This window comes from Streptomyces sp. 891-h (assembly GCF_022760275.1).
Classification (GTDB): domain Bacteria; phylum Actinomycetota; class Actinomycetes; order Streptomycetales; family Streptomycetaceae; genus Streptomyces; species Streptomyces spirodelae.
This window is the reverse complement of the sequence record NZ_CP050693.1, coordinates 501,437-518,505: the sequence shown is the minus strand read 5'-3', so window position 1 is coordinate 518,505 and position 17,069 is coordinate 501,437. Positions and strand designations below refer to the sequence as shown.

Annotated in this window: 16 protein-coding genes; 9 read left to right on the top strand and 7 right to left on the bottom strand. The window is 72.0% G+C overall.

Annotated features, from left to right (window positions below; translation table 11 throughout):
* Positions 1 to 78 precede the first annotated feature (78 nt).
* Together HC362_RS02325 and HC362_RS02320 are read right to left on the bottom strand one after the other, a co-directional pair.
* A complete protein-coding gene (locus HC362_RS02325) occupies positions 79 to 2,151 on the bottom strand; it encodes a prolyl oligopeptidase family serine peptidase (protein ID WP_243082097.1) in 2,073 nt (690 codons plus the stop codon).
* A gap of 70 nt (positions 2,152 to 2,221) precedes the next feature.
* Positions 2,222 to 3,073 (bottom strand): class I SAM-dependent methyltransferase, encoded by an 852-nt coding sequence (locus HC362_RS02320; protein ID WP_243082096.1) that lies wholly within the window; start codon positions 3,071 to 3,073, stop codon positions 2,222 to 2,224.
* Between the two features lie 82 nt (positions 3,074 to 3,155).
* Between HC362_RS02320 and HC362_RS02315 the strand changes: the two genes are divergently transcribed.
* Together HC362_RS02315 and HC362_RS02310 are read left to right on the top strand one after the other, a co-directional pair.
* Entirely contained in the window at positions 3,156 to 4,352 is a 1,197-nt protein-coding gene (locus HC362_RS02315; protein WP_243082095.1) for a hypothetical protein, read from the top strand.
* Positions 4,353 to 4,542: 190 nt separating this feature from the next.
* Positions 4,543 to 5,799: an FAD-dependent monooxygenase gene (locus HC362_RS02310; RefSeq protein ID WP_243082094.1), complete on the top strand. Its 1,257-nt coding sequence runs from the start codon at positions 4,543 to 4,545 to the stop codon at positions 5,797 to 5,799.
* A 152-nt stretch (positions 5,800 to 5,951) separates the two neighbouring features.
* Here HC362_RS02310 and HC362_RS02305 read toward each other — a convergent pair whose 3' ends face one another.
* Positions 5,952 to 6,530, bottom strand: coding sequence for a transglycosylase SLT domain-containing protein (locus HC362_RS02305; protein ID WP_243082093.1), 579 nt, complete (start codon positions 6,528 to 6,530; stop codon positions 5,952 to 5,954).
* 828 nt (positions 6,531 to 7,358) lie between these two features.
* On the opposite strand from HC362_RS02305, the gene HC362_RS02300 reads away from it, so the two are divergent.
* Positions 7,359 to 8,789, top strand: coding sequence for an RtcB family protein (locus HC362_RS02300; protein ID WP_279240060.1), 1,431 nt, complete (start codon positions 7,359 to 7,361; stop codon positions 8,787 to 8,789).
* A 63-nt stretch (positions 8,790 to 8,852) separates the two neighbouring features.
* On the opposite strand, the gene HC362_RS02295 is transcribed toward HC362_RS02300, so the two are convergent.
* Entirely contained in the window at positions 8,853 to 9,353 is a 501-nt protein-coding gene (locus HC362_RS02295) for an archease (RefSeq protein WP_243088318.1), read from the bottom strand.
* Between the two features lie 60 nt (positions 9,354 to 9,413).
* Entirely contained in the window at positions 9,414 to 9,803 is a 390-nt protein-coding gene (locus HC362_RS02290; RefSeq protein WP_243082092.1) for a hypothetical protein, read from the bottom strand.
* Positions 9,804 to 9,975: 172 nt separating this feature from the next.
* Here HC362_RS02290 and HC362_RS02285 point away from each other — a divergent pair, with 172 nt between their 5' ends.
* Positions 9,976 to 11,181 carry an MFS transporter gene (locus HC362_RS02285; protein WP_243082091.1) on the top strand — a complete coding sequence of 402 codons (1,206 nt, stop codon included), beginning with the start codon at positions 9,976 to 9,978 and terminating at the stop codon, positions 11,179 to 11,181.
* A gap of 49 nt (positions 11,182 to 11,230) precedes the next feature.
* Here HC362_RS02285 and HC362_RS02280 read toward each other — a convergent pair whose 3' ends face one another.
* Positions 11,231 to 11,986: a dienelactone hydrolase family protein gene (locus tag HC362_RS02280; protein ID WP_243082090.1), complete on the bottom strand. Its 756-nt coding sequence runs from the start codon at positions 11,984 to 11,986 to the stop codon at positions 11,231 to 11,233.
* Between the two features lie 319 nt (positions 11,987 to 12,305).
* On the opposite strand from HC362_RS02280, the gene HC362_RS02275 reads away from it, so the two are divergent.
* From HC362_RS02275 to HC362_RS02255, 5 genes are all read left to right on the top strand, one after another.
* Positions 12,306 to 12,803 carry a hypothetical protein gene (locus HC362_RS02275; RefSeq protein ID WP_243082089.1) on the top strand — a complete coding sequence of 166 codons (498 nt, stop codon included), beginning with the start codon at positions 12,306 to 12,308 and terminating at the stop codon, positions 12,801 to 12,803.
* Positions 12,803 to 13,705, top strand: a complete 903-nt coding sequence (locus HC362_RS02270) for a transcriptional regulator (protein ID WP_243082088.1) — start codon at positions 12,803 to 12,805, stop codon at positions 13,703 to 13,705. The genes HC362_RS02275 and HC362_RS02270 overlap by 1 nt, the downstream gene beginning before the upstream one ends.
* 38 nt (positions 13,706 to 13,743) lie before the next feature.
* Positions 13,744 to 14,274, top strand: coding sequence for a roadblock/LC7 domain-containing protein (locus tag HC362_RS02265; protein WP_243082087.1), 531 nt, complete (start codon positions 13,744 to 13,746; stop codon positions 14,272 to 14,274).
* A gap of 32 nt (positions 14,275 to 14,306) precedes the next feature.
* Positions 14,307 to 14,681 carry a hypothetical protein gene (locus HC362_RS02260; RefSeq protein ID WP_243082086.1) on the top strand — a complete coding sequence of 125 codons (375 nt, stop codon included), beginning with the start codon at positions 14,307 to 14,309 and terminating at the stop codon, positions 14,679 to 14,681.
* A gap of 163 nt (positions 14,682 to 14,844) precedes the next feature.
* The gene (locus HC362_RS02255; RefSeq protein WP_243082085.1) at positions 14,845 to 16,170 is read left to right on the top strand and encodes an alpha/beta hydrolase; all 1,326 of its coding nucleotides are present in this window, start codon (positions 14,845 to 14,847) and stop codon (positions 16,168 to 16,170) included.
* Positions 16,171 to 16,286: 116 nt separating this feature from the next.
* Here the strand turns inward: HC362_RS02255 and HC362_RS02250 are convergent, their stop codons facing one another.
* Positions 16,287 to 17,066 carry a LysM peptidoglycan-binding domain-containing protein gene (locus tag HC362_RS02250; protein ID WP_243082084.1) on the bottom strand — a complete coding sequence of 260 codons (780 nt, stop codon included), beginning with the start codon at positions 17,064 to 17,066 and terminating at the stop codon, positions 16,287 to 16,289.
* Positions 17,067 to 17,069: the final 3 nt, after the last annotated feature.

Sequence of the window (17,069 nt, the reverse complement as noted above, 5' to 3'; positions counted from 1 at the left end):
TCACGAACGGAACGCGTGCCCCACGTGCCTCTCCGGTGACTCGTGCCTCACCATATTTGGACTAGACCAAAGTGAATGTCAACTCCCGGCCGTGCCCGGCCAGTCCGGCACCCGGCCCTCGTCGCTCAGCGTCCGCCACAGGAAGGTGTGGACCAGGGCCTCGACATACGCCGCCTGCTCGTGGTCGGCCGCCCCGGCGTGGCCACCGCCGGTGTTCTCGAAGTAGTGCACGGGCAGCCCCAGCTCACGCATCCGGGCGGCCATCTTCCGGGCGTGGCCGGGGTGCACCCGGTCGTCCCGGGTCGAGGTCGTCAACAGCAGCGGTGGACAGCCGCGGTCGGCGTCCAGATTGTGGTACGGCGACCAGTCCAGCAGGTGCGAGCGGTCCTTGGGATTCTCCGGGTCGCCGTACTCGGCGACCCAGGAACTGCCCGCCAGGAGCCGGTGGAAGCGGACCATGTCCAGCAGCGGCACCTCGGCGACGACCGCGCCGAACAGCTCGGGATGGCGGGTGAGCATGACGCCCGTCAGCAGGCCGCCGTTGCTGCCCCCGGCGATGCCGAGCCGCCGCGGTGCGGTGATGCCCCGCGCGACCAGGTCCCGCGCCACCGCCGCGAAGTCCTCGAATGCCCGCTTCCGCTCGGCGCCGAGCGCCGCCCGGTGCCAGGCGGGACCGTACTCGCCGCCGCCCCGGATGTTCGCCACCACATGGGCGCCGCCGCGCCGCAGCCACGTCCGGCCGGTCACGGCCGAGTAGGACGGGGTCAAGGACACCTCGAACCCGCCGTAGCCGTACAGCAGCGTCGGTACCGGGCCCTCCTGCTGCTGCGGTCCGACGACGAAGTACGGCACCCGGGTCCCGTCGGCCGAGACCGCGAAGTGCTGCCGCACCCGCAGCCCCTCGGTGGCGAAGCCGGACGGCGCCCGCTTCAGTGTCTCCGTACCCGGCGCACCGGCCACCGCCCTGCACAGGGTGGCGGGCTGGAGATACCCGCTGACGCTGAAGAGGAACTCCTCCGCGTTCTCGTCCTCCTCGGTGGCCGCGGTCGCCGTCACACCCGCCGTGGACAGCGGCGGCACCTCGCCGAGCGCGCTGCGCGACCAGCCGCCGCCCTCGTTCGGGCTGAGCAGATGGAGGCGGGAGGAGACATCGGTGAGGGTCTCCAGGACGATATGGCGACGGGTGGTGGCGAACCCGTCGAGGACCGTGCGCTCGTCGGGGGTGAACAGCACATCGTGCTCCCGCCCGCCGCGCAGAAAGGCGTCGAAGGAGAAGGCCAGCAGTGCACCCGCGGGCCGGCCGAGCCAGGGCGAGCGCAACTGGACCAGCAGCCACTCCCGATGGACCTCGGCCAAGGCGTCGTCGGGCACCTCGATCCGCACCGGCGCGGCGTCCGGCACCAGGAGGAAGTACTCGCTGTGCCAGAAGTCCCGGTTGCGGACGGCCAGTTGCCGCTCATGGCCCGGGGTGGGGTCGTGCCAGGCGTGGACGGACACGTCCTCCTCCCGCCCCTCGAAGACGACAGGCGCCTCGTCGAGCGGGGTACCGCGCCGCCAGCGCCGCACCGTGCGGGGGTAGCCGGAGGTGGTCAGCGACCCGGGCCCGGTGTCGGTGCCGACGAGGACGTGGGCCTCGTCGATCCAGCTCACCGAGGTCTTGGCCGCGGGCAGCCGGAAGCCGCCCTCGTCCTCCCCGACGAAGCGGCGCCCCTCCACGTCGTACTCCCGCACTTCGGTGGCGTCCGCGCCGTCCCGGGACAGCTCCACCAGCGCCCGCCGCAGGCCGGGCCGCAGCACCGAGGCGCCCGCCCACACCCACGGCACGCCCTCGGCGGCCGCCAACTCGTCCACGTCGAGCACCGTCTCCCAGCGCGGGCTCGGCCCCCGGTACTGGTCGAGCGTGGTACGCCGCCACACGCCCCGCAGGTGCGAGGCGTCGCGCCAGAAGTTGTACAGATGCGGGCCGCGCCGTACGACGTACGGAATGCGGGCGGGATCGCTCAGCACCTCCCTGATCTCCTCGCGCAGCCCCTCGAACCCGGGATCGGCGGTCAGCTCCGCCACCGTCTCGGCGTTCCGCTCACGCACCCAGCCGAGCGCGGCGTCGCCCTCGATCTCTTCCAGCCACAGATACGGGTCGTCCTCGATCACCGCACGATTGTCCCCCGCGGTCCGCCCGGCGCACGACGGGCTCCGCGGGCGGTATGCGCCGCACGTGCGATCAGGCGCCGTCGGCGGGGCGGCGCGCGGTGACGACGTAGTAGTCCAGCAGGCCCTCGCGGTAGCTGGTCAGGAAGTTGCGCGGCCAGGTCACCGGCAGCTCGACCGCGGCGAGGTAGCGGTCGAAGCCGGGCCACACGTGCGCGCCGATGGACTCCCCGCGGACATCGGCCAGGCCGGCCTCGCCGAGCGCCGTCAGCAGGGTCCCCAGCTGATGGGCGACGTCGAGGCCCTCGGCGAAGCTGTCCAGGCGCGCGGCCAGGGACGCGTCCGCACCGTCCGCACCGTCGGGCAGGAAGAAGCTGGTGACCGCGAGGCCGCCGCCGGGCCGCAGCACCCGGGCGCTCTCCCGCGCGAACCCCGTGAGGTCGGGGAAGTGCTGCGCGGCCTCCACCGAGTACAGGGCGTCGAACTCGCCGTCGGGGAACGGCAGCCGCTCCGCCGCACCCTGAACGAAGCGCAGCCGCCCCGGCGCCCGGGCCAGCAGCCGGGCGTTGACGCGACGGGCGCGCGCCAGCTGCTCCGGATGGATGTCCAGCCCCGTCACGGACCGGAAGCCGAACTCCTCCAGCGCCAGGGCGCCGCCCAGCCCCAGACCGCACCCCACCTCCACGGCGCGCCCCCGCGCCGGGAGCGTCCGCAGCACCCTGCGGTAGAGGTTGCGCTCACTGCGCACCCGGTCGTCGGCGGTCAGCGGACGGTCGAGGGGAATCCCCTCCCAGTGGCCGAAGTTGATGAAGCCCCCGGAGAAGGCCGGGACCGAGCTGAGATCCTCGGGACCGTAGGCGTCCCGCACCCGTGAGGGGGCCGCATCCGCCGTGCCGCCGGTTCCCGCATCCTTGTGACTGGTCACATGCGCAGGGTAGTCGAAAGGGGGCGAGTGCACGGGGAAAATCCGTTCGCGGGGTGCTCCGCGCGCTCCCTACCGTGGAGCAGTGGACGAGACGAACCCGGAACCGACCGGACCCGACCTCGCCCGGCGTGCCGACCTGTTGCTGGGCGCCCCGCTGGGCCGCGACTTCCTGAGCGCCTTCGTGGACGACTGGCTGGAGGACACCCTGTTCGCCGCGCTCGGTCTGGGCGACGTCCCGGGGACGGCGGCGTTCGTGGTCGAGGACGACGGCCCGGGCTCCACGCCCCGGACCCGCACCGTCCACCGCCGCAAGCACCGGGAGTGGCGTGACGTGCCCGCCGCTGAGGCGCGCGCCGTGCTGCGCGAGACCGTCGCCCGGCGGGAGTGGAGCGGTCTCGGAGAAATGACCGAGGCCGAGCTGATGGAGCGGCTCTCCGAGGTCTCGAACCTGTTCGGCTTCGGCGGCGGCGACACCGCACGATGGGGCCTCACCGGGCTCGCCGCCGAGGAACTGCGGCCCGTCGCCGAAGCGCTGGCCGCATCCCCTGGAGCCGGTTGGTGGTGGGACCCGGTCGACCGCACGGACCAGCGGCAGCTCGTCTGGGGCGAACCGGCCAGGCGGGAGGGTAGCGGGCTCGCCGGTGTCGAGAAGGCGATGCGGCGCGACATGGCACGGGAGCGAGTAGCCCACAAAAAGGGGCGGCGCGGCCGCCCACGCCCCGGTGAGCGCAACCTCGGCGCCACATGGTGGTCGGCCCCGGACTTCGCCGAGAACACCTGGACGACCGGGGCCCGGGGCGGGCTGCCCGCGCTCGAACTCGGCCACTTCATCGACACGTTCACCCCCTTCGAGGAATCGACCGCCACCGTCGGCAGCCTCCGGATCGGCGAACACGCCCGCGTCGCCGAGATCCGTGGCCCCCGCGACTGGCGCGAGCTGGTGACCCGCTTCCCTCGCGACGTGTCGGGGACACACGACGGCGAGTGGCGCGACTGGGGCGATGTGGACGGGCCCTGGTATCTGCCGGACTGGGAAGCACTGGCCGAGCACTACGACGGGGTGCATGTCACCGTCGGCGGCTACCTGTCGTCCTGCGGCCTCGCCCAGCCCGTCCATGACGGCTACACCATGCTCGCGGGCTGGGTGCCCGACGCCACCGTCTGGGTGCGTGACGTCGCCACCGGAGACCGGCTGCTCGGTCTCTGGCGCGGCGACCCCCAGGACTGCGGGGAGTGGGAGGAACGCCTCGCCGGGTGGGACCCGTATCCGGGCGGCTGACGCGACTCGCCGCCCGGATACGGGCCCTCGCACCGGGGAGGGCGACGGCCTGTGGACGGCGTGTGGGTGAGGTGTGAGCGAACTGTCGGTACCTGTCGGCCGGATGTCGGTGTTCTGTCGACCGGTGGCCGGAGGCTCGGGTCGTCGGCCCGGGGGAGAAGCCCCGGGCCAGAGACCGAAGGGGAACACCATGGCACCCGACGTCGGCCCGACCCGCACGACGCCCCAGAGCGCACCCGCATCCGCCTCCGCCGCATCCGCCAGCCGCCGAGTCCTGATCTCCGGTGCGAGTGTGGCAGGACCCGCCCTCGCCTACTGGCTCAACCGGTACGGCTTCCGCGTCACGGTCGTGGAGCGGGCCCCGGCCCTGCGGCCCGGCGGCCAGGCCATCGACGTACGCGGCCCGGCGGTCGAGGTCGCCCGGCGCATGGGCGTTCTGGACGAGCTCCGTACGCACGCGACCGACCTGCGCGGCATGTCCGTACTGGACGAGGACGGCAACGAAACCTTCCGCAGCACCGAGTACACCGCGAGCGGCGGTCGCCTCGACCGCGACGACATCGAGATCCTCCGCGACGACCTGGCCCGCATCCTGGTGGCCGCCTCAGGCTCCGGCGTCGAGTACGTCTTCGACGACTCGATAGCCCAGCTCGACGACGGCCAGGACGAGATCCGGGTGCGCTTCGCGAGCGGACAGGAGCGCGCGTTCGACATCGTCGTCGCTGCCGACGGCGTCCACTCGCAGACCCGAGCCCTGGCCTTCGGGCCGGAAGAGGACTGCCTGCGGCCCCTGATCGGGCACCTCGGCGTGTGGACGGCCCCCAACATCCTCGACCTCGACCGCTGGCAGGTCGCCTACCGCACCCGGGACGAGCAGGCGTGGGGCTGCCTGGTGATGAGCGTACGCAAGAACTCCGAACTTCGGGTCTACGTCGGTCTGAACGGGCTGGACCACCGCGACCCGGCGCTGCGCGACCCGGAGGCACAGAAGCGGCTGATCGCCGAATGGTACGGAAGCGCAGGCTGGGAACTGCCCCGCCTCCTGGGGTACATGTGGTCGGCGCCCGACTTCCACTTCGACGGCGGGGCGCAGATCCACATGGACACCTGGTCGACGGGCCGGGTGGTGCTGCTCGGCGACGCGGGATACTGCGGCTCTCCCGCCTCGGGCCAGGGCACCAGCATGGCCATGGTCGGCGCCTACGTACTGGCCGGAGAGCTCAAGGCAGCCGACGGTGACCACCGCGCCGCCTTCGCCGCCTACGAGCGCGAGCTGCGGCCCTGGGTCACCGCCAACCAGGCGCTGGCGGACTTGCAGATCGCGCGGGCTCACAGCTCCGCGGGGGACACCGAAGGAAACGACGGCCACGAGGACTCCCCGATGACGACAACCGTGGACGACGACTACTACTCGGTCGTGGACGACTTCACCGTCCGCGACTACTGAGAGCCGCCGGGGCGCGCGGAGTTCCGGTGGGGCCCGGGCGCGTACGCGAAGGAGCGGGTGGGAGGTGTTCCTCCCACCCGCTCCTTTTCGCATGCGGGGTGCTGGTGCGTGCTGTGCTGTGCTGTTTCGGCTGTGTGGCCTTGGGTGCCGGCTCAGTAGGCGGAGTTGACGTTGTCCATGGAGCCGTAGCGGTCGGCTGCGTAGTTGCAGGCGGCGACGATGTTGGCGACGGGGTCGGTGAGCTTGTCGGGGGTTCCTTCGACGTGGTAGCGGTCGAAGGTGGGCTGGATCACCTGGAGGAGGCCCTTGGAGGGGGTGCCCTTCTGGGCGTTGATGTCCCAGTCGTTGACCGCGCCCGGGTCACCGGCCGACTCGCGGATGATGTTGCGCTTGATGCCGTCGTAGGAGCCGGGGATCCCGTGCTTCTTCATGATCGCGCGGGCCTCACGGATCCACCCGTCCAGGTTGTCCGGGTACTCCTCACCGCCGGCCTGCTTGCTGTCGGCCTTGGCGTGGGCCTGCTCGGCCTTGGCGTGGGCGGCCTGGGCGGTCAGGTGCTGGGCGGTGGAGGCGGCACTGGCGATCGCGGGCTTGGCCTCGTGCTTGCCGGTGCCGGCGGCGTGGGCGGTGCCGGCCAGGGCGGTGGTGGCGATACCGGCGGTGCCCACGGCGGTCACAGCGGCAGCGGCCAGGCGGCGGGTGGGCTTGAGGGAACGCAGAGCAGTACGCATGCGAGCGGAGAGCCTTCCAGTGGGGGGACGTTCCGGCCGCGTCCGTCCCAGGGGCGCCCTTCGGGGGCGTGCATCCCGGTCTCATCGCGACCTGGCACCCACCCTGGGAACCGGCTCCCCCACCCGACAACCATGTGACCTACGACCCCTTTTCGTACCGCTCACGCAGCGGCGCCGACCACTCCCCACCCTCTCCCGCACATGCACAAACCGGACCTACGAAGCCGCCACGTAAGTGATCTGGACCCTATGGGCGGCCTCACATCACGCGCCCTCATGCCATGCGTGAGCGGTGCGTACCGCCAGAGACTGGGCACGCACCGTCACGCCTTCACCGTGCTCTCAGGCTCACTGCTCCCGGGGAGTGGGCACCGGGGCGGGGACCGGGTCGGGCGCCGGGCCCGGCGCGGGCCCCGGAGTGGGGGGCTGCGGATTGGGCGGTACCGGATCCGGCTCGGGCCGCGGGGGCTGGGGCGGCACCGGATCGGGCTCCGAAGGGGGTTCCGGGCCCGGAGTGGGCCCGGGCCCTGGCCCAGGTGGCCCAGGGCCGGGGCCCGGAGTGGGAGGCTCGGGTTCCCGGCCGGTCGGCGGCAGGGTTTCGCGCTCCTGGATGTCGGACGGGGCTGCCATGGCGGACTCGCAGCGTTGTGAGGAGTGAACACGCTCTGTGTATCTGCCGCACGCCGTCGCGTCGGTCGCGGCGCGCGGCGGTATCGATCTCTCCTCGACGGGTCACCGGGGGACCGGAGCGCGAAACCGCGGGAAACCGCATGTTCCGCCGTGGCCTGGTAACTCCGTGGGGCTGTCGAGGCTGCGAGGGAGTCCCGTATGGAACGCGTGGATGGCATGACGTACGTACAGGAGGGCCCCTACCGGTTCCGTCTGGAGCAGCGGGACGGGATGCGGGCTCCCGGTGTGGTGTTCGCGTCCCCGGAACTGCTGCGCGACGCCGAGAAGTCGCTGGAGCAGGTCGGCAATGTGGCGACGCTGCCGGGCATCGTGGGTGCCTCGTACGCCATGCCCGACATCCACTGGGGTTACGGCTTCCCCATCGGGGGCGTGGCCGCCACCGACGTCGAGGACGGCGGGGTGATCTCGCCCGGTGGGGTGGGCTTCGACATCTCGTGCGGGGTGCGGCTGCTCGCCGCCGACTGCGACCGGCCGACGCTGGAGCCGGCGCTCCAGACGGTGATGGACGGGCTGGGCCGGGCGATCCCGCGCGGTGCGGGGCCCGGCGGAGTCTGGGAGCCCAGTGGCCGGCGGGAACTGGAGGCGGTCCTGGAGGGCGGCTCGCGCTACGCCGTCGAGCAGGGCCACGGCGAGGAGCGGGACCTGCGGCGCTGTGAGGACGGCGGCGCGGTGGCCGACGCCGATGTGCGGCAGGTGAGCGAGCGGGCGCGGGAGCGCGGCCTGGTGCAGGTCGGCAGCCTGGGCAGCGCCAATCACTTCCTGGAGGTGCAGCGGGTCGCCGAGGTCTACGACGAGTCGGTCGCCTCCGCGTTCGGGCTGGCCCGGGACCAGGTGTGCGTCATGATCCACTGCGGGTCGCGCGGGCTCGGCCATCAGATCTGCACCGACCATGTGCGGGCCATGGACAGCGTCATGGCCCGGTACGGCATCCAGGTCCCCGACCGACAACTGGCCTGTACCCCGGCCGACTCGCCGGAGGGGCGCGACTATCTGGGCGCGATGGCGGCCGCGGCCAACTACGGCCGGGCGAACCGGCAGTTGCTCGCGCAGGCCACTCGCCGGGTCTTCCAGCGCGCGGCCGGTGTCCGGCTCGGGCTCGTCTACGACGTCTCCCACAACCTCGCCAAGATCGAGACGCATGCCGTGGCCGGGGAGCGGCGGCGGCTGTGCGTGCACCGAAAGGGCGCCACCCGGGCCTTTCCGCCCGGCCACCCGGAGCTGCCCGAGGATCTGTGCGACGTCGGCCAACCAGTCCTCATCCCGGGCACGATGGGGACGGCTTCCTATGTGCTGACCGGCGTCACCGAGGGCGACGCCTTCCACTCCACCTGCCATGGCGCGGGCCGTTCGCTGAGCCGGCATCAGGCCGCACGGACGATCGGCGGCAAGCAACTGCGGGCACGGCTGGAGGCGGACGGTATAGCGGTCCGCCCGCTCTCCCCGCGCAGCCTCGCCGAGGAGACCCCGGAGGCGTACAAGGACGTCGCGGAGGTGGTGGAGGCGAGCGAAGGTGCCGGGTTGTGCCGCAAGGTGGCCAGGCTGGTCCCGCTCGGCGTGGTCAAGGGCTGACCGGCCGACGTCGCCGGAACCCGGACGTCCTGGGAAGGGGCTCGGAGTTTCGTCGACGGGGACTCAGACGTCCACCGTCACGGCACACGACCATCCCTCCGAGACCTGCGCGACGGACAGCTCGTTCCAGGAGACGCCCTTCGGCGGCGCACCTGTGACCGGTACCGATCCCAGATCCGTCACCGCCATGCGCACGTCGAGGACTTCGTCGGTGCTTGCCGTCGCACTGCTTGCCGCCGCGCTCTCAGGGCTCGCCGCCTCGACCCGTACGGGGACCTCGCCGTGCACTTCCAGCCGGAAGACGACCTCCTCCAGAAGCGCGGCCAGCAGGTCCTCGTCGCGGCGTCCGGTCACCCGCACCTGGCGCACGGGTCCGGGCTCAGCGCCGGAGAGGTCCGCGAAGCACTCGACCATGCCCAGCACCGCCTCGGCCAGGCACTCTTCCCGGCTGGTGCCCCACGCCTCGATACGCGCGTCGGCCGTGTGCGGCACCGTGCGGTGCCCGCGCTGCTGCGGCGCTCGCTGTTGCGGCGGGTGCTTGTCGTCGTCCGCGTCGCCGGGCATGGGCACCGCTCGTCTCCCTGTCCTCGGCTTGTCTCCCCGTCTTCCTGTCGGCCCCGCCTGTCAGTCCGCGCGTACGGGCGTATCGCCCCAGGGGCGTCGGCTGTCCCCGCCGGGGACGAGGTCCGCCGCCGCGTGAGCGTCCGATACCGACAGCGCGATACGGGCGAAGGGTGTCTGCCCGCGCGTCTCGACGACCACGACCGGCTTCCAGGGGTGGACCGCGATGAAGTCCTGCCCGTCCCCGTGCTGCCATACGCCGAGGTGCGAGAGCCCGGGAAGGTAGCTGGTCCGCTTCGGCGTGCCCCGCAGCGGCCGCCACCAGGCGGTGGCCTCGCCGACCCGGGAGACGGCGGACAGCGGCACCCGGATCTGACCGTGCCCGGTGGCCAGCTTCTCCCACCATGACGGTCGGACGACCAGGTCGTCCCCGTCGATCAGCAGCCGTGCCATCGCCCTGGTCCCGTCTCGTCGTGCGCGTCGCGGTCGGTCCGCCCGTTCGGTTGCCCTCCCTCCAGCCTGGGCCGCGTGCGCCGGGTGCGCATTCCGGGGCATCCGGGCAGGCCGGAATTCGCACAGCGATCCGTCTACCGGTGGGTAGCGGGTACACATACGCTGTCCGGCCATGACGGACGCACGGATGCGCCACGGCCGGGCCGCTCTCGCCTTCAGCTTCCTTGCGCAGGGCGTGGCCTTCGCGCTGCTGGTGACGCGCATCCCCGCCGTGCAGGACCGGTACGGAGTATCGAACGCCCTGTTGCCCGCCTTTCTGGCGGCGGTCCCGGTGCTCGCCGGAGTCGGCAGCGTGGGCGCGGAGCACCTGGTCAAACGCGTACGGCCGAGCCTGGTGCTCCGGTGGTCGCAGCCCGTGGTGCTGCTGTCGCTGTTGGGGGTGGCCGCGGGTGAGGGAGTCGCCCAGCTCGCCGTCGCACTCGGTGCCTTCGGGCTCGCCGTGGGCGCGCTGGACGCCTCCATGAACATGCTCGGGGTGAGCCTCCAGCACAGCTACGGGCGCAGCATCATGCTGGGCTTCCACGCCGCGTACAGCCTGGGCGGGATTCTCGGCGCTTCGGTCGCCTGGCTCGGCGCGCACTTGGAGCTGGCGCTCCTGACCTCCTATCTGCCGGTGGCCGCCGTGCTGTTGCCTGCCGCGCTGCTGGGCAGCCGCTGGTACGTGGACGCCGCGGCGCCCGGGCCTGCGGACGCGGGCAAGGGGACGGCGCAGGCGGCGGGTGCGGCAGACGCGGGTCCGGGCGCGCGGGAGGCAGCTCCCGCGTTCCGGGTGCTGCTGCCGCTGTGCCTGGTGATGACCTTCGCGTACATCGGGGACTCCACCGTCTCCAACTGGAGCGCGAAGTATCTCCAGGATGTACTGGGCAGTTCGGAGCAGCTGGCCACCGTGCCGTACAACGTCTACATGGCGACCACCCTGATCGGGCGCTCGCTGGGGGATCTGGGGGTCAGGCGGTTCGGAGCCGTTGCCGTGGTGCGGGGCGGCGCGCTGCTGGCGGCGCTCGGGTTCGGCACGGTGGCGGCGGCCCCCGGGGCGTGGACGGGCATGCTGGGCTTCACCCTGCTCGGGCTCGGCCTGTGCGTGCTCGTACCGCAGACTTTCGCGGCGGCGGGACGGCTGTTCCCGGGCGCCTCGGACGCCGCCGTCGCACGGCTCAACATCTTCAACTACGTCGGCTTCCTCGTCGGATCGCCTCTGGTGGGCGCGCTCGGCGACGCCTGGAACTACCGCGCCGCCATGCTGGTGCCGATGGCGCTGGTGCTGGTCACCCTCGGGTATGCCAGGTCCTTCGCGCCCCGGCAGCCGGCGCCCGCCTGAGCCGGAAGTCGCAGCACCGGTTGCGCGGGCGCGGCGGCTGTGCGGCCCGTCAGTGCGTCTGGAGCGTCTCGGAGAAGAGCGGCAGCAGCCGCTCCCAGTGCCGCTCCAGTGCTGCCGGGTCGAAGGCGGCCGTGTCGGCCATCGTGAAGCCGTGGACCGTGCCCGGATAGACCTCCGAGGTGTAGTCGGCGCCGGCCTCGTCCAGCACCTCGTTCAGCGTGGCCACGTTCTCGGGCGTCATGGAGCCGTCGTTCTCGGCGTGCCCGAAGTGCATCCGGGCGGTGATCTGCCCGGCGATGCGGTGCGGGCTGTCCGGCTCGTCGGTGACGACATGGCCCGTGTGGAAGCCGGCCATGGCGCCGACCCGCTCCGGGTACGCGGCCGCCGTACGCATCGCCAGCACGCCGCCCATGCAGTAGCCGGTCACCCCGGCCTTCCCGTCCCGTGCCTGCGGCTGCCGGGTGAGGAAGTCGAGGTAGGCCCCGGCGTCCCGGACGGCGTTCTCGCTCGTGTGGGAGCCGAGCAGGGGCAGGACCCGGCCCATGAACGCTTCCCGGTCCTCGCTCCTGCTCAGATCGGGCACCTCGACGACGGGCGCGCGGCCGTGCCGGTAGAAGACGTTGGGAGCCAGCACGTAGTAGCCGTGCGAGGCCAGTTCGGTGACCATGTCCCGGATCACCGGCCGAAGCCCGATGATGTCCATGTAGAAGAGCGCGGGAGGGTAGCTGCCGTCCTCGTCCGGGCAGGCGGCGAAGGCGTCGGCGGTGCCGTCCGGGGTGGGGATGTCGACGTTCCGGAAGTGCATGAGGGGTGGCCCTTCGTCGGGGGGTGACGCGTTCTTGTCCTATCACCGCAGTTGCGCCGTGATGTCGTGGGGGCGGCTGAGACGAAACCTCTCCAGGGTCGATCACTTCCCTGGCAGAAATGGTCAGTTGACGAGTTCATTCGGTCAATTTCCCGGCGGCTCCGGCATGTTCCCCCGGAAAATGCCGGAACCCGCGCCGCACCACCGGGTACATGCGTAGTGTGAGCCTCACTGTCCGTGGCTGGGGGGTGGCCACTGGTGTCGGTGGGTCATGTTCGATGGGTCATGTGGTGTGCCGCGCAGGGGAGGGGAGTGCAGCGTGCCCGGAATCGACGAATGCCTCCTGGAGACGATGCGATTGCCCGGCGCGCGCAGTGCCGCCGTGATCGACTGGGTCAGCGGACTGGCGCTCGGCGTCGCCGGAGACGCACCGGGCGGTGACTACGAGGCGGCCGCCTGCGAGACAGCGGAGCTGGCCAGAATGGTCGCCGAGTACCGCTCGCTGGGCCCTCTCTCCACTGTCGGGGAGCCGGACGGCGTCCCCGCCCCACCGACGACCGGGGCTCCCACAGCGGACGGCGACCGCGTACCGTCCCCAGGAGTTGCCCCGGCCAATGCGCCTGCGCAGACGACAGGCCCGGCACCGGTCGTCGAGGACATCATCACGACGAACAAGGACAGCTACCACCTGCTGCGGTTCGTCCCCGGCGCCCTCGACGGCACCCTCTTCCTCCACTTATGGCTCGCCCGGGACGAGGGCAACCTCGCACTGGCGCGGATGCGGCTGGCGGAGATAGCGCAGCGGATGGTCCTGTGATGAAAACCGCCGCGCCCGTGATCCACGCCCCCGCTCTGCTGCACCGCCTCGCGGAGGAGCGCGCCACCGGAGCGTTCACCCGGGCCGGGGGCACGCTTTTCCTCGTCGACGGCGAGATCGTGCACGCCGAGAGCGCGGCGGCGACCGGGCTGGAGCTGTTGCTGACCCGCGAGGGCGCACTGTCCCCGGCGTGGTGGGACGCTGCGCTCACCCGCGCTGAACGGGACGGGGGAGTGGCGCGGCAGCTGCTGACCTGCGGCCAGGTGCCCGAGGGAGTGCTGGACCTGTGTCGGCGCACCGCTCTGTACGACGCTGCGTTCTTCGTGCTCGCATCCGGCGGCGGGCCTGGTCGCTTCCGGCGCGGGGTGCGGGACCGGCTCGGGGCGCACGGTGGCGTGCCCCCGGTGGTCGTGGAACGGGAGACCGCGCGACGGCTGGCGCTCCTGGACCGGATCTGGCCCGACGGACGCCTCGATGTGCTGCCCCCCGTGCCGACCGCCCGAGCCGCACCGGCCGTTCCGGCTTCCCCTGCTGCCCCCGCCGCCCCGCAGGACGTCGGGCTCCCGCTGTCGGCCGTACCGGATCGCCGGTTACCGGTGCTGCGGCTGGCCGACGGGGTCAGAACCGCAACCGACATCGCCCGCGCGCTGGCCCGTCCCGCCTTCCACATCCTGGTGGAGCTGCGCCGGCTGGCGGCGGCCGGACTGGTCACCCCGGCGGAGCCTGCCGCTGCGCGAAACCCGTACACCCCGCACACCGCGGGCACCGCGGAAACCGCAGCGACCCCCACCCCCACCCCCACCCCCACCGGCGCCCGCCCGTCGGAGGCGCCCGGTGCCGTCTTCGACGCTCCGGACGTCGAACTGCTGCGTCGGCTCAGGGACGCGCTGGAGGCGCTGTGATCAGGGGATTCCGTCAGCGTGCCGAGAGGAGAGTGCTCATGGCGGCGGAGGCGGCCGTGCTGGAGGAACTGCGCGGGTTACGGGTCAGGGTGCCGCAGGTCGGCGGGGCCCTGGCGGCGACCGTGGACGGTTTCGTACTGGCCGAGGACCTGGCAAGGGCGCAGGCAGACCGGCCGCCGGAAGCCGAGCCGCTGGCCGCACTGACCGCCGCCGCGCTCGGACTGGCGTTCCGGATGAACGAGGCGACAGGGCGCGGTGCCTTCCGTGAGCTGCTGATACACGGAGAGCTCGGGTACGTCGCCACCTACGCCGCCGGTCCGGCCGCGGTGCTCACCCTGCTCGCGGACGACCGCATCAACGTCGGCCGGCTGCACCTGGAGGGGCGCCGTACGGCGCGGCACATCGGTGAACTCGTGGCCGAGGCCCGGCGTTCGGCGGCCCCCCAACCCCCCGTCGATGTCGCGCTCTCCCGGAGCGGACCGCCACCGGACCGCCGCCGTCTGCCGCTCGAACGGCGCCGCCGCGGCTCGCCAGGGCCGGACGGCACGGAACGACAGACCACGGATTGATCACCGAACCGACGAAAGGACAGCACACCACCATGTCGAACACCGACGCGTCCCTCAAAGAGGCGATGAGCACCATCGACGGCACGATCGGGGTCGCCCTGGTCGACTACACCAGCGGTATGGCGCTGGGAACGCTCGGCGGCGGCAAGGACTTCGACCTGGAGGTCGCCGCCGCGGGCAACACGGACGTCGTACGGGCCAAGCTGCGCACCATGGAGCTCCTTGGCCTCAAGGACGAGATCGAGGACATCCTGATCACCCTGGGCAGGCAGTACCACCTGATCCGCCTGCTGCGGGCGAAGAGCGGCAACGGCCTGTTCCTCTACATCGCGTTGGACTCGGCGAAGGCGAACCTCGCCATGGCCCGGCACCAACTGCGGCGAATCGAGGCGAACCTGGAGGTCTGACCGGGGCCCGCCCCGCAGGGGGCGGCGCCGCCGTGATCCGGCGTGGCTGTCAGGAGGGCACCGCGCCCTGAGCCGCGAGCGCCGTCCACCCTGGCGAAAGTCAGGGGTTCGGTTGCCTTTCGTAGCTGACGGGCGAGGTGTGCCGGTTCCTACGCTCCCGGCCATGATCCGTACACACCGCGCGGCTGCCGCCGTGCTCACCGCCGCTCTGCTCGCCCCGGCGACCGCCGCCTGCGCCCCCGGCGGGGGTTCGACTGCTGCCGACGCGCGCTCCGCCGCTTCCAGCGCCTCCACCACTTCCACTGCTTCCGCGCCTTCAGGGGCCTCCGATTCCACTGCTTCCGGGTCCTCCGAAGCGGCGGCCGTGAAGCGCGGCAAGCACCTCTCCCTCCCTCGCCCCACCGGGAAGTGGGCGGTCGGACGCGACACCCTGCACCTGGTGGACAAGGACCGCCGCGACCCCTGGGTGCCGTCCGCCGGTGCCCGTCGGCTGATGGTGTCGGTCTTCTATCCCGCCCGGCGCGGCGGCCCTCGGCAAAGTGCCGCGCCGTACATGTCGGCCAAGGAGGCCGGGCTGCTGCTGAAGGGACTGAAGCTGGACAAGTCCTTTCCGCCCGACCTGCTCGCCTCCGTCCGTACGCACGCCCGCATCGGAGCCCGTCCCGCGCCGGGCAGGCATCCGCTCGTGGTTCTCTCCCCGGGCTTCACGCTGCACCGCGCCACACTGACCACCCTCGCCGAGGAGTTGACCTCCCACGGCTATGTCGTCGCACTGCTGGACCACGCCTACGAGTCGTTCGGCACCACCTTCACGCCCCGGGGTTCCGCCGGTGCCGGCAAGGGCTCAGCGCGCACCCTCACCTGCGTCGCGTGCGAGACCGTGGAGGCGGCGCCCGACGACAAGGGGGAGAAGAAGCTGCTCGCGCGTGCGGCACGGAACCGGGCGGCCGACATCTCCTTCGCCGTCGACGCGCTGACGACCCCCGCGCCGGAACACTCCCGTGACTACGCCGAGTTGATCGACACCCGCCGGATCGGCGCGGCGGGCCACTCGCTCGGCGGCAACGCGGCGGCAGTGGCGGCCGGTACCGACCGCCGTATCAGGGCCGCCGCCGACCTGGACGGCACATTCTTCGCGCCCGTACCGCAGGCGGGTCTCGGGCGGCCGATCCTCATGCTCGGCACTGAGGACGGCCACAATCCCCGCGCCGAGGACAGGACATGGCCCAGGACCTGGCAGCGCCTGGACGGCTGGAAGCGGTGGCTGACGGTCGCCGACTCCGGGCACTTCACCTTCATCGACCTGCCGATCCTGGGCGGCCAGGCGGGTGTCACGGATCCCTCGGCGCCGCTGTCGGGAAAGCGCTCGGGTGAAATCACGACCCAGTATGTGAAGGCGTTCTTCGACAGTAGGCTGCGCGGCCTGCACCGCCCGCTGTTGGACGGCCCCTCGAAAGAGAATCCGGAAGTGACCTTTCATACGCCGTGACGGAACTCGGAAACCGCTCTTCCGTTCCCCGTTGCAGCCTTTCCGTATGGAAAGCAACGCGGCGGCCGCGCATCACCTCGAAGGTGATGCGCGGCCGCCGCGAAAGGGGTCTCGGCTCAGTACGGGCCGTTGACGTTGTCGATCGAACCGTACCTGTCAGCCGCGTAGTTGCAGGCCGCGACGATGTTGGCGACCGGGTCGCGCTGGTCGTAGGCCGTGCCCGCGACGTGGTAGGCGTCGAAGGTCGGCTTGATGACCTGCAGCAGCCCGATGGACGGGGTGCCGTTCTGGGCGTTGATGTCCCAGTTGTTGATGGCGTTCGGGTCGCCGCCGGACTCCCGGATGATGTTGCGGTGGATGCCCTCGTAGCTGCCCGGAATGCCGTGCTGCTTCATGATGGTCAGCGCCTCGTTGATCCAGCCGTCCAGGGAGGTCGACTGGGTCTTGTGCACGCTGCTCTGCTCGGCCGAGCCGCGGTCGGCGCGCTCGGGGGTGCTGCTCCGCTCGGCCGGCGCCGAGGCCGTGTCCAGGGTCAGCTTCTGACCGGGACGGATCAGGTTCGCGTCGCTGCCGATCGTCTTCTTGTTGGCCTTGTAGAGGGTCGGCCAACCGCCCTCGACGTCGTGGTCCACGGCGATCTGGGAGAGGGTGTCACCGGCGACGACGGTGTAGGAGTCGGCCTCCTGCTCGGCCTTCGCCTGCTGGGCGGCGCGGGCCTGGACGGTCTGCGCGTGCTTCGCGGCACTGTCCTGGACCTGGGCCGGCGCGGACGCCGCGTGGGCGCTGCCCGCGGTCAGCAGGGGGGCGGCGATTCCCGCGCCACCGGCGACGAGGGCGATCGAGAGCCGGGAGATGCGGGACTTGAGCGGATTTCGGGCGTGTCGGCCACGAGACATGGG

Coding starts and splice junctions, on each gene's coding strand:
- HC362_RS02310 (WP_243082094.1), top strand. CDS start 4,543: ATGGCACCCGACGTCGGCCCGACCCGCACGACGCCCCAGAGCGCACCC.
- HC362_RS02255 (WP_243082085.1), top strand. CDS start 14,845: ATGATCCGTACACACCGCGCGGCTGCCGCCGTGCTCACCGCCGCTCTG.
- HC362_RS02300 (WP_279240060.1), top strand. CDS start 7,359: ATGGAACGCGTGGATGGCATGACGTACGTACAGGAGGGCCCCTACCGG.
- HC362_RS02250 (WP_243082084.1), bottom strand. CDS start 17,066: ATGTCTCGTGGCCGACACGCCCGAAATCCGCTCAAGTCCCGCATCTCC.
- HC362_RS02280 (WP_243082090.1), bottom strand. CDS start 11,986: ATGCACTTCCGGAACGTCGACATCCCCACCCCGGACGGCACCGCCGAC.
- HC362_RS02295 (WP_243088318.1), bottom strand. CDS start 9,353: ATGCCCGGCGACGCGGACGACGACAAGCACCCGCCGCAACAGCGAGCG.
- HC362_RS02270 (WP_243082088.1), top strand. CDS start 12,803: ATGAAAACCGCCGCGCCCGTGATCCACGCCCCCGCTCTGCTGCACCGC.
- HC362_RS02290 (WP_243082092.1), bottom strand. CDS start 9,803: ATGGCACGGCTGCTGATCGACGGGGACGACCTGGTCGTCCGACCGTCA.
- HC362_RS02260 (WP_243082086.1), top strand. CDS start 14,307: ATGTCGAACACCGACGCGTCCCTCAAAGAGGCGATGAGCACCATCGAC.
- HC362_RS02265 (WP_243082087.1), top strand. CDS start 13,744: ATGGCGGCGGAGGCGGCCGTGCTGGAGGAACTGCGCGGGTTACGGGTC.
- HC362_RS02305 (WP_243082093.1), bottom strand. CDS start 6,530: ATGCGTACTGCTCTGCGTTCCCTCAAGCCCACCCGCCGCCTGGCCGCT.
- HC362_RS02285 (WP_243082091.1), top strand. CDS start 9,976: ATGACGGACGCACGGATGCGCCACGGCCGGGCCGCTCTCGCCTTCAGC.